Source organism: Planctomycetia bacterium (genome assembly GCA_016795155.1).
Classification (GTDB): domain Bacteria; phylum Planctomycetota; class Planctomycetia; order Gemmatales; family HRBIN36; genus JAEUIE01.
This window is the reverse complement of record JAEUIE010000062.1, coordinates 18,993-33,976: the sequence shown is the minus strand read 5'-3', so window position 1 is coordinate 33,976 and position 14,984 is coordinate 18,993. Positions and strand designations below refer to the sequence as shown.

Here is a 14,984-nt window from a genome sequence, read left to right as displayed (position 1 = left end):
AAACCATGAAATCGGGTACGTTGTTCGCCTACTTTGTCACGTTTACGGCCAGCTTCTGCATCATGGTAATTGAACTGGTAGCAGGTCGTATCCTGGCGCCCTACATCGGCCAGCATCTTTACAGTTGGACCAGCATCATTGGTGTATGCCTAGGTGGCATCAGTATCGGTGCCTGGCTGGGAGGCTGGCTGGCGGACAGGTTTCCACGACGGGCAACGCTCGGCTGGTTTCTCCTCTTTGCCGGGCTGCTCAGCATGGCGATTCCTATCCTGGCAGATACCATCTGCAACTGGAAGATTTATGAAAAGGGCGAAGTCAGCCTGATGTGGCGAATCGTGGTGTACACCTCGATCATCTTCCTTCCTGCCACCATTGTGCTGGGCATGATTTCGCCGATGGTTATCAAGCTCATCATTCGAGACCTGAAGAACACCGGCTCCATAGTTGGACGTATCTATGCATTCAGCACCATTGGTTCGATTCTGGGAACCTTTGCCACCGGTTTCTTCCTGATCGAAGAGTTCAGTACCCGTGTACTCCTTTATGGTGTAGGCACGCTGTTGATTGTCATGGCACCATTGGCGGGTGGACTGTTTTATTCTGGCACGAAGTATGTGGGGGGAGCTGTAGCAGGCCTGGTGCTGGCCATAGCCACGCTGGGTTTTCTGTTTCCAGATAAGTATGTCCAGACTCGCGATACACTCATCGACAAACTGGGGCGACCTGCTTACCTGAATATCGACGAATATGATCCGAAAAGACCTAGGTCGCTGTTTCAACGCATCAAGGATGCTGAAATATCAAGACTGTATGAAAACGCTCCGTATTTCAAGGAAAGCAACTATTACACCTTGCGAGTTATCACGGATGATCACACCGATGCCATGACACAGGAGGTTCGAGAACTGAACTACCTGATTCTGGACAACCTCACGCATTCCCATTCTGATGTCTCAGACCCCGCTTACCTTGAATATGAATACCTTCGCATTTACGAAGAACTGGTAGGCTGGCAACTCAATCGCAAAGGCAGTACCAAGCACAGCGAATTGTTCATTGGTGGCGGTGGGTACACCATGCAGCGTTTTTTTCATCACACCTACAAGGATTGCCACATCGAGGTGGCGGAGATCGACCCGAAAGTCACCTATGTAGCTGAAAGATTCATGGGTGCCCCCAAAAATGACCCACGCCTGGTTACCAAGAACGAAGATGCTCGGCTGTACGTGCTTGACAAGCAAAAGACCAATGACAAGTATGAGTTCATCTTCGGTGATGCCTTCAATGATCTGTCGGTTCCGTTCCACCTGACCACACTCGAATTCGATCAGCAGATGAAAAACCTGCTGACACCGAATGGACTGGTGATGTCATTAGTCATTGACCATGTTTCCATCGGCAAATTCCTTCCCAGTTTTATCGCGACCATGCGAAAGGCATTTGGTGATGACAATGTCGTGCTGATTCTGACCGAAGCTGCCAGGGATCGCCAGAAGATCATTGAATACCTGAAGAAGAATGAACTGGAAAAGTACATCGAACCCTTGTCCAAGGGGCTGCTGGAAGATGCCATCAAAGACCTGGATGCCACCAAATATGCGACGCAAATTGCCTGGCTGAAGAAAAGGCAGCATGATGAACACTCACCCTATCTCAAGCCGACCGATCTTGATTACTTCACTGGTCACGACACCGTAATTGTGGTCGGCAGCGCCACGAAGCAGAACTGGGATGACTATGAAAAGTATCTCGGCGAGCTGGACAAGAAGTACGAAGAAGAAAAGTCTCCAAAGCATACGGTTTCCCATGTGATCCGACCAGAAACACTGACAACCTATCTGAACACACGCTGGCGTGATCCCACCTGGCTGGAAAGTCTGTATAAGAAGGACAAAATTCTGCCATGGACACCAATCATTCTGACTGATGATTATGCACCGGTTGATAACCTGACCGCTCCGCTGTTTGAAAAGCGTTTTGGATATCGCAAAAAGGCTGCCCAGGTGAAACAGCAGCAGGAAGACGAAGATGCCTTCGTGGACGAACTTCTGAAGGCGATTAAGTAGACCATTATCCACATTCCACAACCTCGTCATGTTGTGACGAGGTTTATTTTTTGATCATCGCCAGAAACTCTTTCTCGCTGAGCACTTCAACTCCGAGTTCTTTGGCTTTATCCAGCTTGCTGCCTGCTTTGTCCCCTGCTACCACGTAGTTGGTTTTCTTGCTGACACTGGATGACGTTTTGCCGCCGTGATCGCGGATAAGCTGTTCGATGTCATCGCGGCCCATGGTTTCGAGTGTGCCAGTGACGACGAACGATTTGCCTGCGATGGGAGAATCGTCGGTGCCAGCGGCAGGTGCCTTTCGATCTTCAGTGAGTTTCACGCCAGAAGCTTTGAGACGGTCAATCAGTTCCCGGTTTGATTTCTGCTGGAAGAATTCGGCGATGCTCTCGGCGACGATCGGCCCAATGCCTTCGATGCGCGAGATGCGATCTTCCCCTGCCTGGGCCAGTTCATCTATCGAGCCGAACTCGCTCGCCAGCAGCCTGGCTGTGCTGACACCCACATGCCGGATGGTTAAGCCCGTGAGCACGCGGGCCAGCCCCTGCTCTTTGCTTTTCGCAATGCCATCGAGCAGATTCTGAGCTGACTTCGTTCCCATTCGTTCCAACGTCATCAGCGAATCGAGTGTAAGCTCATACAAATCAGGCAGTGATTTCACCAGATTCTGATCCACCAGTTGATCAATGACCGCAGGTCCAAGGCCTTCCACATCCATGGCTTGCCGAGTGGCAAAGAAGCGAATGCGTTCTTTGAGTTGTGCCGGGCAACTGGGGTTGATACACCGGAGATAGGTGCCACCTTCATCCTTGGCAACATTTCCCTTACAAACTGGACAATGTGTTGGAGGCAACAGTGGCTTGCTTTTGGCAGGTCGTTTTTCCAATTCCACGCGAACCACATGCGGAATGATCTTCCCTGCTTTTTCAACAACTACACAGTCGCCCACACGGATATCCTTGTGTGCAATGTCATCGAAATTATGCAGACTGACCCGGCTCACCGTGGTGCCATCAATTTCTACCGGTTCCAGTTCTGCTACCGGGGTGATCATACCCGTTTTGCCTACCTGCAGCGTGACACTGTTAATCGTGGTGCTCGCCTGCCAGAGTTCTACTTTGTAGGCAATCACCCAGCGAGGAGATTTGGTGGTCACCCCCAGTTTCATGCGTTGATCGTACCGATCAACCTTGATGACCATGCCATCAGTTTCGTAATCGAGGCTGTGCTTGTTTTCCAGATCAGTCTGGCAATAGGCGAGTACTTCATCAATGGTCTTCACCGGCTGACTATGCGAGACAGCAGGAATGCCCAGCGATTTGATGAAGTCGAGAAAGCCACTGTGGGCTTTGACAGGCAAGCCATCGAGCGAGCCTTCGCCGTAGGCGAAGAAATGGAGTTTGCGTTCCGCTGCGATACGGGAATCGAGCAGTTTCAAAGTACCCGCGGTGACGTTGCGCGGATTCTTCAAAATGTTCTCCCCGCGTTCCTTCTGGATGACATTGAGCCGGGAAAGCTCCGCGTTGGTCATGTAGATTTCGCCTCGGACTTCCAGACGGGCCGGCGGCTTACCCTGCAGTTTCAGTGGAATCTGGCGAATGGTCCGGACGTTGTGGGTGATGTCATCGCCAGTAACGCCATCACCACGGGTGGCTGCCTGCACGAGGATGCCGTTTTCGTAAACCAGCGATGCAGAGACGCCATCCACCTTCTGCTCAACGATATAGAGGAAGTCATCGGTGCCCAGCAGTTTGCGAACTCGCTGGTCGAACTCACGCAGTTCGCTTTCGTTGTAGGTGTTGTCAATCGAAAGCATGGGCACGCTGTGGCGAACCTGCACAAAACCTGCGATGGGTTCGCCACCTACCCGCTGCGATGGACTGTCAGGCGTGATCAATTCGGGATGCTGCTTTTCGAGTTCCAGCAGCTTCTGCATGAGTTTGTCGTATTCACGATCAGAAATAACGGGGGTAGCATCTACATAATAAAGGCGATCATGTTTGCTTATTTCTTCACGAAGTTTGGAGAGTTCATGGGTAATGCTGGGCATAAAGAATCCTGTATGGGCGTAATCCCATATCCAGTCAGGGAATGCAGTTAAAGCTACAGTGAGAAACAAGATACCCTGTCCAAGGTAGTGTTTCAACCCTACATTAACTGGCCCGTGGTTGTGCATAAAGCGTAACGGCCTGGCTTCGTACAAGCCGCCGTGACCTGAGGGAACAACAGACAGCCCTACTCACAGGGCCTGGAGGGATTTGTGGCACTGATCGAAGTGAAGGAATTAGTCGAAGCCGGCGTGCATTATGGACACCGTTCAAGCCGCTGGAACCCGAAGATGAGGCCTTATATCTACGGCAAACGCAACCTCATCCACATCATTGATCTTCGGGAAACCCTGCGTGGTTTATTACGAGCTTACAAATATGTGACCAAGATCGTCAGCCAGGGCAAACTGGTGATGTTCGTTGGCACCAAGCGACAAGCCAAGGAAATTGTGGAACGCGAAGCCAAGCGTTGCGGCATGCCTTGCGTGAACGAACGCTGGCTGGGCGGCACGCTGACCAACTTCCGCACCATCCGCAGCCGACTCCAGCGATTGGCCAATCTTGAATCGCTCGAGGAAACCGGCCAGATTCACACCTACAGCAAGAAAATGATCTCTTCGATTACCCGCGAACGGAAGAAGATTTTCCGCAATCTGTCGGGTATTCGCGACATGAACCGCATACCTGAAGCGTTAATCGTGATTGATCCGCACAAGGAACACATTGCGGTGAAGGAAGCCCGCAAGATGGGTGTTACGGTTGTTGCTCTCATTGATACCGACAGCGACCCTGACACCGTCGATCTGCCCATTCCCGGCAACGATGACAGCATCCGATCCATCGAACTGATTTTATCAAAGCTGGCCCAGGCCGTGATCGAAGGCAAGGCAGCCATTCCACCCGAACTGCTGAAGCAACTGGAAGAAAAGCCCGCGCGTGAAGAACGAGGCGAGCGTGGCCGAGGCCGAGGCGACCGCAAAGGCGGTGGCCGGGGTGGTGATCGCGGTGGCCGAGGTGGCGACCGTGGTAACCGGGGCGGTGATCGTGGTGGCCGAAGTAGCGATCGCGGTCAGCAGCAGTCTGACGGGAGCAGCGAAAAACCCGAAGTGGCACCCGCTGAGACAGCCACTGCTGCCGCTGAATAACGAAGACAAGGAGCTTGAAGCCAGTACCGAACTGCATCTTTGCATGAACATCTTCACTGGCTTCCTGCTCTTCTCTAATAACCATTGCTAAAATGAACTACGATGGTCAGCAGTCTTCCCGCTGATGCCCCGTCGGGCTATTGGCAAGATTGCTGGCTACTTTTCCTCACAAGGATTGACGCATGAGCACTGCAATCAATGCCGCTGACGTAATGCGGCTGAGAAACATGACTGATCGCCCGATGATGGAATGCAAAAAGGCCCTGACCGAAGCCGGTGGAGATTTCCAGAAGGCGATGGATGAACTGCGCAAACGCAATGCCAACATTGCAGCAGGCAAGGCTGATCGTGAAGCTGCCGAAGGTCGCGTATTTGTTCGCATCTCGCCTGACCACAGCAAGGCAGCCATTGTGGAGTTGCGCTGCGAAAGTGCACCTGTCACCAAGGCTGATGGCTTCCTGAAGCTGGGCAATGAAATTGCCGAGTACCTGGTGAAAGCTCCCAAGGTTCCTGGTTCGGTGGATGAACTCAATGCTGCTTCCTTTGATGGCAAGCGCACCATCAAGGATCGTATTGAAGAACTGATCGGTCTGATTCGCGAAAATATGAAAGTGGCACGATTTGCTGTTCTCAATGGCGGCCCATTTGGCCAGTACGTGCATCACGATGGCACAGTCGGAACGCTGCTGCAACTGAAGGGTGCCACTTCGGGCGTGAACGAAGATCTGCTCAAGGAAGTGAGCATGCACATCACTGCTGCTCAGACCAAGTATGCTCTTCGCAGCGACATTCCTGAAGATGTCATCGCCAAGGAACGGGAAATTGCTGAAGCCCAGGCCAAAGCAACTGGTAAGCCTGAAAAGGTGGTCCAGATGATCGTTGAGAACAAGGTGAAAACCTGGATCAGCGAAAACGTACTGCTCGAACAGAAATTCGTTAAAGACGATAGCAAGTCAATCACGGATGTGCTGGCTCCAACCAAGCTTGAAGTAGTTGGTTTCAAACGCTACAAGGTTGGTGAACTGAGTTAAGGGGTTCCCTTTTCCACGAGGGGAAAAGTTGAACTCAAACACTCGTAGTCTCAATACTGCGAGTGTTTTTTTTGTGAAGGGAAATCTTCCAGGTCTGTTTAAAGTAAGTTTACACCCGGCGTGGCAGCAAGCCATGCTTTTCCATCTTGCTGACAAAAGTGCTGCGAGGCATGTTCAAAAGGCGGGCTGCTTTCGATTTATTGCCACCCGCTTGTGACATCGCCTGGATCAATCGCTGACGTTCTTCCGATTCATACCGAGCAGCCCAGTCTGCATCGTCACTGTTCCAACTGGTGTTTGCTTCATTCAAGTCTGAAAACATTCGCGCCGGCGTTGTTGCAACTGCTGTTACTTCTGTAGGCAATTCGTTGAGTGTGATACTGTTCCCTTCCACAAGAACCACGGCACGTTCGATGACATTTTCCAGCTCTCGCACATTGCCCGGCCATGCATAGGCTTTGAGTGCCAGAGCAGCATCATCGTCGAGTGCTGGTACAGGGATGTTTGACTTGGTTGCATAAATCTTGAGGAAGTGATCGGCCAGTTCAAGGATATCTTCGGGGCGTTCGCGAAGTGATGGAGTGCGAATGGTGATGACATTCAGTCGGAAAAAGAGGTCTTCACGGAATTTGCCTTCCTTCATCAGCCTTTCAAGATCCTGATTGGTGGCGGCAATGATGCGGACATCCACCGTCTGGGAAACCGTAGAGCCAACGCGTTCAAACGTCATTTCCTGCAGCACGCGCAGCAACTTGGTCTGCACTTCAAGATTGATATCACCAATTTCGTCAAGGAATAAAGTACCCTTATCGGCGAGTTCAAACCGGCCTGGCTTATCTTTGATGGCGCCGGTGAACGCACCTTTTACATGGCCAAAGAGCTCGCTTTCGAGCAATCCGGGAGCCAGCGCTGCACAATGCACCTTGACAAAAGGCCCTTTGACCCGAGGACTACCATCGTGCAAGGCTTTGGCAAAGAGTTCCTTGCCTGTTCCACTTTCACCACGAATAAGGACAGCAGATTGACTGTGTGCAACTTTGCGGACAGCGTTCTGCAGTTTTTTCATAACCCTGCTGCTGCCCACAATCCCATCAAGACTGGGAGCCTGCACGGAAATGGGGTCTTTACTGGCAAAAGGAACTGGTGCAGGAAGTTGCAGATCAGCTGAAGATGTTTTGCTGGCACCCAACTGCGACAACTGGCTTTGCAATGTGACGATTCGCCGTTGCTGTTCAGAAATCTTTTGAACTTTCTCCTGTAGATCGCGGTTCAACGAATCCATGGCAGCATGGCCTTCAGCACCATGAAGCGCCAGCCCGGCAATCTGGGAAAACGTCGTCAGCAGGTGCAGCGTGGGTATATCGAGCTGCCTGCCTTCGCGATGGCCAATGATCAGAATGGCTAAGAGGTCATTTTCATAACGCAGGGGCAAGGCAAGCTCACCATGCAGTTCTTTGAGTTGACGCTGTGCTGGCTCCGGTGACAGACTGCCCGCCTGACGAATACGGATCATCGGCAATTCTTTCAGCGTATCAACCAGCGGAGTGCCCGCGATGAGGGAATTCTGCCGGGGAATGGCGCCCAGATGAGCCACCAGCTTGTACTCGCTTCCATTTTTTTGCTTGAGGAAAATGGAACCTTCCTCCAGATCGATCAACTCGGCAATGGCATGCAGAAAACGCCTGGCTAATGTCGTCGTATCGAGCTGTTGTTCCACTGTCAGATTCATCCTCTGCAGTGTCTGATCAAGCAATATTCGAGTCTTGTCCAGTCTTCGATCGAGAATAGTACGTATGCGGTTGCGTGCCAGATCAAGAATAGTCAGCATGACGATGGCAGATACGCTGACCCACGTTGCCTGCCTTAAAGGAGCAGTGAAGATGCCCTGCTCTCCCATGATGAGCATGCCAGTGAAGACAACCAGGGCATAGGACAAGCCCACGCCGAGACTGACAGCCAAAGGGAGCAGGGATCGACTGAGGATGGCACCTACATCGAGCAAACCATACCTGGAAATACCGACTCCATAGGCGAGCGTGATGGAAAGTGATGCCAGGAACATGGGCCAGGTAGCTCCACCCATACCGAAGGCTTCGGAATCGGTAGCTGCCAGCCAGAGTGTATAGGCAATAGGCACAGCAGCAGCGCTGGCTCCAGCAAGAATCCACTTCACCTGTTGCCTTTCCTGACTGCCCGATTTACTTGACCAGAAACTATGTGCCAGGCTGAGGATGCAACCAGCGAACTGGGCCGCAGCCAACCCCAAGGCAATATAGATTTCTTTCAGTAATGCGCCCTGCAGATCGCGAACGAGTTCAGGATCTCGCTGCAGGCGATGCACGACAATGGCTGAAATCATGGTAATCAGCATTGTCGCCAGCAGTATCAGGGCTGGACTATAAAGGAGTACAAGAGATAAGCCTCGATGTTTCTCAACCAACTTCTTGGGGCGAGGGAAAACCAGATAAAAATGCAGACTGACTGCAGGCAGCAGAACGGCACTGGTCATGAAGATGACTGTCAGAATTGGATCTTGCGAAACGCGCAGCCAGTGATAGCCGCCCATGAAAGCGCCGACATTGCAGATGCAGAGAAGGTAAAACTGCACTGCTACCGTGTCATTGCTCCGCTTCCAGAAAACTGCAGCACCGATCAGCAAGAGGGTAAGCTTGATCAGGAACCATGTCAGCGAAGGGAGAAATTCTGAAGGAGGCGGGCCCGTGCTGACGCACCAAGCCTGCTTTTCAACACCGTTGGAAAGAAAGCGAATATGCACAAGAGTTTTGTGATCTCGAGATACGACATAATTTCCCTGCCTGGCAACTTCTTCCAGTTCCTGGAAACTGGAGGTATCCGCGACGCCTCGACCTTCGATTCGACGTAAGGAATCTAATGTTCGGAGGTAATCCGACCAGTTTCTGATTGGAACACCAGCGATAGCTGTGATGGTATCGTCTTTGGCTGGCTTACCTTGCGGTGCCAGTCCATCAACAAGATGGCTGGGATAAACAGCCTGGATTTGAGTGTCGAAAGCGCATCGAACACCAATTTCCTTTGTGCTGTTAGAATAAATGATTACGACTAACCCATAAATAAATATGAGAAAACCCAGTGCGATCAGAATCCACTTCTTCAGCAGCATAATTTGGCATTCACATTCGGTAACGAACTCTCGTTAATCTGATTATAGGTGAATGTAATCAGGCTTTAAATGGTTATCCGGTAATAATCGTTAATGAATCGCCAATGTTCGATAAACATTAACGGTTGATGTTTTGCTTAAATAAGGGGAATAATCTAAAAACCTAGTTTGGCACAGTTAGTGCTTTAAAGTATAGACGTTCAGAGCAAGGATGATTTTATGCTTCAGACTGAGAAATGGAATCGCCAAGGATTGGCTAGCGAACCAATTGCATACGGCAGCAAAATTGCCCATCTTCCAGGTTACCTCGCTCGCTATTTTGTGATAGGCAATCCAGATTCTCCTCCCCTTATTGTGCTGAGCGGTTTGGCTGGTGGAATGGATATATCGTTGCCTCTTGCCAGCAGACTGAGTCAGCAATTCTGTGTCTATGTTCTGCAAAGCCGTGGCGAAGATTCGCCTTACGATCTTTCGGTTCGAACAGGCATGGAGCAATTAGGAACAGACTGCATTGAGTTTCAGAAGGCTCTTGGGCTGGAACGGCCCTTGATTTTTGGTCACGGCTTTGGTGCCATTAGTGCCTTAGAAGCAGCTCGACAGTGCCCAGGCAGAATCGCTGGGATTATTGCCCAGGGAATTGCTCCTTCATATTCGACCCTTCTCAACGAATTGCTGCTCCAGCAGGTGTTGCAGCCAGCTCATCAAAATGCCAGCAGCGAGAATCTGTTTTCCCTCATGTTTGGAACACGCTGGATACTTCCGCAACTACTGGAACTGGCGGTAACGCTTTGCCGACGCACTGACATCGGCGTGGTTTCCCGTCGCCTGGAACTGCTATCGCAGTTTGATATAGATCATTACATCGATCGCCTTCGACAGGTTCCGTTATTGATACAGTCTGCCACGCATGATGTGTTCGGGACTCCGGAGTCCTGGAAGCCCTGGCGGCGTATGCTGCCTCGCATGGCATTGCAAACGATTGATTTTGCAGGCCACTTTGCCTTTCTGACGCACGGTGAATCGGTAGCATCGCAGATTGAACGCTTTGCCAGCCGTCGTCTGGGCGTGCCGATGCAACTGCCTGCGGTCTAAGTGAGATTGCAGTAATAACTAATCAGTGAATTCGCATGGTTAGTGTGCGTACGGGCAAACCGTGACACCCGTTCCGCATGACATTATTTGAGTGAACTCTGACAACGTTTAAGTGCAGCTTCCACGATCGATTTGATCAGTGATTCGTAATCGATTCCCATCTGGCGGGATAATATCACCAGATCGCTGTAGTCGGGATTCAGGCCTGGCAGTGGATTGATCTCGATAAAGTAAGGTATTCCATTTCGAATACGGAAATCGGCACGGGCTAAATCTCTGCAGCCCAGGGCCAGAAATGCCTGTTTGGCTGCGTTCGCTGTCTTCTCCAGCACTGTTGCAGGCAGATTGGGCGGCGAGTGGTAGGTGACCTGGTTTTCCCAATCGCGCTTCACTTCCAGACTGTAAATAAAGTGATTGTTATGTTGTTTCGGTTGTATGTGCATCATCCCAATACATGCCAGTTCTTGACCATTGCCCACTAATCCCACTGTTACCTCATCGCCTTGAATGAACTCTTCGATCAAAACGGGTTGAGCGTAATCGCCTCGAACTTCTTTAATGACAGCCAGAAGTTCATTGGGTTGGTGAACCAGACATCGCAGTCGGATGCCTTTGCTCGATCCTTCCCAGGCTGGCTTAATGAGCAGCGGATAAGTTAATCCCAATGAATGGGGATCAGGCAATGGATCGCCAGGCTGCAAGACAACACCCGGAGGAACCTGCACTCCTGCAGCAGCTGCCAATCGTTTGGCATAGTCTTTTTCCAGAGTCACAGCACAGGTCAAAGGATCAGATGCGGTAAAGGGAATACCCAGCATTTCCAGAATGGAGGGAACCCAGGCTTCGCGTGATCGAGAAACGCCACGGCCTTCTGCCAGGTTGAACACCATGTCAGGCTTCTCGCGCCCCAGCAGTTGGATCAGGTCTGGACCATCGCCCAGTTTGACGACCTCGTGGCCCATCTTCGCTAAAACCTGTGCTATAGCATCAATGGTTACTGGACTATCGAGTTCTTCCTGCCAGTCATCGGGGAGATGACGCGTATCGAGTTCATGGTCTTTGAGCGTATAGGTAATGCCGAATTTCATAAGGTGCCTGCACTCTTTACTTCATCGGAAATTTAACGGGCATCGTGAGGGTAGCCCAGTTGATTAAGAATTTTCACCAGTGCTTCAATAGCATTGGGGAATAGCTCCGGTCCGGTGATGCCACCAGTTGGACCGCCGCCGAGCAGATGCGGCTCCAGGGTAGCGAAACCTTCGTAGCCAAGCTGCCATGCATCAGCCAGCGATTCGGGGATACGTCCCTGACCTGTTCCTGCCAGCACACCTTTTTCCTGGCCGTGAATCCAGTCTTTAATGTGGAGATGCGTTGTAAAGGATTTGGTCATGTGCCAGGCATTGAGCGGCTCGTAGCCACCATGCACATAGTTGGCAGCATCGTAGACTGCCTTGAATGCAGGGCTGTCGATGGAACGGAACAGATCGAGCACGCGGACAGGATCTTCTCCGTAGATGCGTGACTCATTTTCATGCACTAATCGAACGCCTGCTTTTTCTGCATATTCAACTTTCTGCTGCATTCTGTCCAACACGGCAGGGCGATGATCCGACCAGGGTTTGCCATCGTCTGCGGGATAATAGCTGAAGATTCTGATGTTCGGCGTGTTAAATCGTTTTGCCAGTTCGACAGCACGCTGAAATCGTTTCCAATGAGGCTCCCACGGGTCGGTGATTTTCACTTTGCCAATCGGTGAACCGATCGCAGACAGAGCCATGCCTCGTTCTTTGAGCAGCTTTTCAATTGTACTGATCTGTTCTTCGCTCAGATCGAGCACATTGGTTTTCCAGGCTGAGCGTAACTCAACATGTCGCACCTTGCAGCGAGCGAGCAAATCGAACTGCTCGACCGGATCAGGACTGATTTCATCTGCAAATGCACTGAGCTTGATAAATGCTGCCATGCTTCCATCTCATAGGAATGACGTGCACCAACTGGCAGAGACTTTCATATGAAGGAAGCCTCTGAAAGGTATCTGATTCTAGCCAAGAACTTTTTTCACCATAGGGTAGAAGAAAATCAAGAAGGAACGGGCTACTGGACGATGAACGATGCGAGGGGGTATCACCATGAAAAAGCTGATGATTTGCTTGTTGATGCCAATGCTCGCAGGCTGCCTGTCGCCTGTCACAGACAGACTTGATTCGCTCCAGGCTGAGTTGAATCATGTTAATTCACAACTGGAAGAAACCAACAAACAACTGGCTAGGGCTAATCAACAGTTAGAGAAAGTGGAAATTGGCGTCAGGCGGATGGGTGGCACCAATCCATAACTCACCGTTTGACATATCGACCATCAATGAACCGCAATAACTTATCTTTCCATTCGCCCGCATAGTCGATGCCGATGCGTTTCGTGATTTGGATAACCGGCCGATCGGTTCCACCGGGATGTAGACAGAAATCAGGATGCGTTAAATCCCAGCCGTTGTGTTCTCTGGTAATCCCAAACTGGCGGGCGAGTTTGCCCGGCCCCGATAGATCAGCATTCCAGTCATCCAGTGGCACTGCACCACGGATCAACACAGCCTGGGCATCTTCCTCACGGCTGGCAACGATGTTCAACATGTGATACATGCCGTAAATAAGGTAGACATAGGCAATACCTGCCGGGCCAAACATGATTTCAGTGCGTTTCGTCCGCCCCTTGGCTGCATGACACGCCAGGTCGTGGGTTCCGACATACGCTTCGGTTTCAACAATGCGTGCACGGAACAGCCGGTTCCCCGATTGTCTGACCAGAATAGTACCCAACAGAGCCGGCGCCAGCACTTCTGCTGGTACTTGGTAAAACGATCTGACTAAAGGCTTATCCTTTCCGGGCATGTTGCTCCATCGGCAAATACTGGCTGGCAGTTGCTTCGAATTGTTTGACCTGGTCAGCTTCCCAAGCCGCATCATATCCGAGTTCTTTTGCCATGATCGACGCAACAGCAGGAGCCATCGCACAAGCAGCGTGGGCATTCAGAAAGAGAGCTCGGGTGCGTCGTGCCAGCACATCTTCCACGGTTCGTGCCATTTCATAACGGGTAGCCCACACCACCTCGGCACGTATGTAAGGCAAATCAGGATGTAGTTTTACTTTCAGTGAAACATCCTGACGACCAAGATCAAGAATGGCTGGTGCATCGGCACCGTAAACACCCAATGGTCCGAATTGTTCTGCATTCTGATGGTAACCATGAATCTGCAGTGTTCGGGTGATGCAGGGCTCCTCTTCCAATTGAGCCAGGGTGATGGCTTGATCGACCGCGTCCTGTGCCATGTTGCGATAAGTGGTCCATTTGCCCCCTGCGATGGTGAGTAACCCGGAGTTATCAATGTGGATGGTATGATCGCGGGAAAGTGCAGCAGTGTTCTTGCCATGCCCCGATTGCACCAGCGGCCGGATGCCAGTAAACACACTGAGGATATCACTTCGCGTTGGTGCCTTCTGCAAATAACGTCCCGAGGTTTCGAGGATGAACTCGATTTCCTGCTGGGTGGCCTGCGGTTCCAGCGTTGCCTTTTCGATGGCAACATCGGTGGTACCCACGAGAGTATGTCCGTGCCAGGGGATAGCAAACATGACGCGACCATCGGTCGTGTGAGGTACCATGATGGCACTGTCGCCGGGAAGGAAGGAACGATCAAACACCAGATGAATACCCTGGCTGGGTACAATCATGTTCCTGGCATCTGGATCAGCCATTTGGCGGATGGAATCACTGAAAGCTCCAGTCGCATTGATGACAACTTTTCCTTGAAGGGTGTGTTCGCGACCTGTTTCCATGTCGCGTGCCCGCACACCCTGAAGAAAGCCATCGTCATCCTGAAGCAATCCTGTCACTGCAACATAATTGAGGAGGGTGGCACCCTGCTCTGCCGCGGTGGTTACCAGATTGATCAACAAGCGAGCATCGTCAAACTGGCCATCGTAATAAACCACTCCACCTCGCAGTCCCTCCGTCTTGATGTTGGGCAGTCGTTGCAGGGTTTCTTCTTTGGAAAGTCGTTCGGTGGGGCCAAACTTGTACTTGCCTGATAGCAGATTGTAGACTTTCAGACCGAAGCCATAAAAAGGCGATTCCCACCAGGTGTAGCTGGGAACAACAAATGCCAAGTCGCAAACCAGATGTGGAGCGTTTTGACGGAGCAAGCCACGTTCTTTCAGTGCCTCCATCACCAGAGACAGATTGCCCTGTTCCAGATATCGCACACCGCCATGCACAAGCTTGGTGCTTCGGCTCGAAGTCCCTTTACCAAAATCGTGCTGTTCCAGCAGGATGATCTGATAGCCCCGCGAAGCGGCATCAACTGCAATGCCCACACCGGTTGCACCGCCACCAATGATGATCATGTCCCACGGTTCTGTACGAGCCAGACCACGTTGCATCATACTGGTGCGGTTCATCGTGGAG

At 51.3% G+C, this 14,984-nt stretch carries 11 protein-coding genes; 5 read left to right on the top strand and 6 right to left on the bottom strand.

Translation table 11 applies throughout. The annotated features are described in order from the left end of the window. Positions 1–5: 5 nt before the first annotated feature. A complete protein-coding gene (locus JNJ77_21445) occupies positions 6–2,066 on the top strand; it encodes a spermidine synthase (protein MBL8825166.1) in 2,061 nt (686 codons plus the stop codon). Between the two features lie 43 nt (positions 2,067–2,109). Here JNJ77_21445 and ligA read toward each other — a convergent pair whose 3' ends face one another. Next, a complete protein-coding gene (gene ligA / locus JNJ77_21440; protein MBL8825165.1) occupies positions 2,110–4,116 on the bottom strand; it encodes an NAD-dependent DNA ligase LigA in 2,007 nt (668 codons plus the stop codon). Between the two features lie 210 nt (positions 4,117–4,326). On the opposite strand from ligA, the gene rpsB reads away from it, so the two are divergent. Together rpsB and tsf are read left to right on the top strand one after the other, a co-directional pair. Further along, the gene (gene rpsB, locus JNJ77_21435; GenBank protein MBL8825164.1) at positions 4,327–5,259 is read left to right on the top strand and encodes a 30S ribosomal protein S2; all 933 of its coding nucleotides are present in this window, start codon (positions 4,327–4,329) and stop codon (positions 5,257–5,259) included. A gap of 182 nt (positions 5,260–5,441) precedes the next feature. Continuing rightward, complete coding sequence (tsf, locus tag JNJ77_21430; protein ID MBL8825163.1) at positions 5,442–6,290, top strand: translation elongation factor Ts; 849 nt, start codon at positions 5,442–5,444, stop codon at positions 6,288–6,290. 109 nt (positions 6,291–6,399) lie between these two features. On the opposite strand, the gene JNJ77_21425 is transcribed toward tsf, so the two are convergent. After that, positions 6,400–9,432, bottom strand: a complete 3,033-nt coding sequence (locus tag JNJ77_21425) for a sigma 54-interacting transcriptional regulator (protein ID MBL8825162.1) — start codon at positions 9,430–9,432, stop codon at positions 6,400–6,402. Positions 9,433–9,651: 219 nt separating this feature from the next. Between JNJ77_21425 and JNJ77_21420 the strand changes: the two genes are divergently transcribed. Beyond that, positions 9,652–10,524 (top strand): alpha/beta hydrolase, encoded by an 873-nt coding sequence (locus JNJ77_21420; GenBank protein ID MBL8825161.1) that lies wholly within the window; start codon positions 9,652–9,654, stop codon positions 10,522–10,524. An 83-nt stretch (positions 10,525–10,607) separates the two neighbouring features. Here JNJ77_21420 and JNJ77_21415 read toward each other — a convergent pair whose 3' ends face one another. Further along, positions 10,608–11,612 (bottom strand): ATP-grasp domain-containing protein, encoded by a 1,005-nt coding sequence (locus JNJ77_21415; GenBank protein ID MBL8825160.1) that lies wholly within the window; start codon positions 11,610–11,612, stop codon positions 10,608–10,610. 32 nt (positions 11,613–11,644) lie between these two features. After that, a complete protein-coding gene (locus JNJ77_21410) occupies positions 11,645–12,487 on the bottom strand; it encodes a sugar phosphate isomerase/epimerase (protein MBL8825159.1) in 843 nt (280 codons plus the stop codon). Positions 12,488–12,653: 166 nt separating this feature from the next. Here JNJ77_21410 and JNJ77_21405 point away from each other — a divergent pair, with 166 nt between their 5' ends. Continuing rightward, the gene (locus JNJ77_21405) at positions 12,654–12,857 is read left to right on the top strand and encodes a hypothetical protein (GenBank protein MBL8825158.1); all 204 of its coding nucleotides are present in this window, start codon (positions 12,654–12,656) and stop codon (positions 12,855–12,857) included. Position 12,858: 1 nt separating this feature from the next. Here the strand turns inward: JNJ77_21405 and JNJ77_21400 are convergent, their stop codons facing one another. Then, complete coding sequence (locus JNJ77_21400) at positions 12,859–13,410, bottom strand: DNA-3-methyladenine glycosylase (GenBank protein ID MBL8825157.1); 552 nt, start codon at positions 13,408–13,410, stop codon at positions 12,859–12,861. Then, positions 13,394–14,977: a glycerol-3-phosphate dehydrogenase/oxidase gene (locus JNJ77_21395; GenBank protein ID MBL8825156.1), complete on the bottom strand. Its 1,584-nt coding sequence runs from the start codon at positions 14,975–14,977 to the stop codon at positions 13,394–13,396. Before JNJ77_21395 ends, JNJ77_21400 begins: the two co-directional genes overlap by 17 nt. Between the last annotated feature and the right edge of the window lie 7 nt (positions 14,978–14,984).

Excerpts from the sequence above, each read along its gene's own strand:
- JNJ77_21445 (MBL8825166.1), top strand. The coding sequence starts at position 6 with ATGAAATCGGGTACGTTGTTCGCCTACTTTGTCACGTTTACGGCCAGC.
- ligA (MBL8825165.1), bottom strand. The coding sequence starts at position 4,116 with ATGCCCAGCATTACCCATGAACTCTCCAAACTTCGTGAAGAAATAAGC.
- tsf (MBL8825163.1), top strand. The coding sequence starts at position 5,442 with ATGAGCACTGCAATCAATGCCGCTGACGTAATGCGGCTGAGAAACATG.
- JNJ77_21425 (MBL8825162.1), bottom strand. The coding sequence starts at position 9,432 with ATGCTGCTGAAGAAGTGGATTCTGATCGCACTGGGTTTTCTCATATTT.
- JNJ77_21420 (MBL8825161.1), top strand. The coding sequence starts at position 9,652 with ATGCTTCAGACTGAGAAATGGAATCGCCAAGGATTGGCTAGCGAACCA.
- JNJ77_21415 (MBL8825160.1), bottom strand. The coding sequence starts at position 11,612 with ATGAAATTCGGCATTACCTATACGCTCAAAGACCATGAACTCGATACG.
- JNJ77_21410 (MBL8825159.1), bottom strand. The coding sequence starts at position 12,487 with ATGGCAGCATTTATCAAGCTCAGTGCATTTGCAGATGAAATCAGTCCT.
- JNJ77_21405 (MBL8825158.1), top strand. The coding sequence starts at position 12,654 with ATGAAAAAGCTGATGATTTGCTTGTTGATGCCAATGCTCGCAGGCTGC.
- JNJ77_21400 (MBL8825157.1), bottom strand. The coding sequence starts at position 13,410 with ATGCCCGGAAAGGATAAGCCTTTAGTCAGATCGTTTTACCAAGTACCA.
- JNJ77_21395 (MBL8825156.1), bottom strand. The coding sequence starts at position 14,977 with ATGAACCGCACCAGTATGATGCAACGTGGTCTGGCTCGTACAGAACCG.